Annotated in this window: 1 protein-coding gene; it reads right to left on the bottom strand. The window is 70.5% G+C overall.

Features of this window, described 5'->3' with window-relative positions; all coding sequences use genetic code 11:
- The coding region (locus SM447_RS29745; protein WP_474576183.1) for an AMP-binding protein at nucleotides 1-464 on the bottom strand (464 nt) is incomplete at its 3' end.
- Between the last annotated feature and the right edge of the window lie 91 nt (nucleotides 465-555).

Genomic DNA, 555 nt, shown 5'->3' with positions numbered 1-555 from the left:
ACCCGCGAATTAGCCACCGGCCCACCGATATGCGGCACCTCACCAACCACCAACGGCCGCGACATCGTCACCGCCACCGTCGACTCCGTCGGCCCGTACCCGTTGACGAGGCGGACGCCGGAGGCGGCCCATCGGGAGGCGAGCTCGGCGGAGAGTGCCTCGCCGCCGGTGCCCACCGACCGCAGGGTCGGCACCGTGCCCTCGGGCACGGTGGCCAGCAGGGACGCGGGCAGCATGACGTGGGTGATGGACAGCTCGTTGAGCACGGCAGCCAGCTCGTCGCCGCCGGTCTCGTGACTGGCTGTTGTGATGACCAGGGTCGCACCGGAGCAGAGGGCCTGGCCCACCTCGGCGATGTGCACGTCGAAGGCGGGCGAGACGATCTGCAGCAGCCGCGCCCCGGGACCGATGTCGAGGCGGTCGATGTGCTCGGTGATCAGGCTGGCGAGGCCGGTGTGGGTCACCCCCACACCCTTCGGCTGCCCCGTCGAACCCGACGTATAGATCACATACGCCAACCCGGCCAACGACAGCCGACCACGCCGCTCCCCAGCA

This window comes from Micromonospora aridisoli (genome assembly GCF_056150025.1).
The sequence above is the reverse complement of the archived record's forward strand: the minus strand, read 5'-3'. Positions and strand labels throughout refer to the sequence as shown.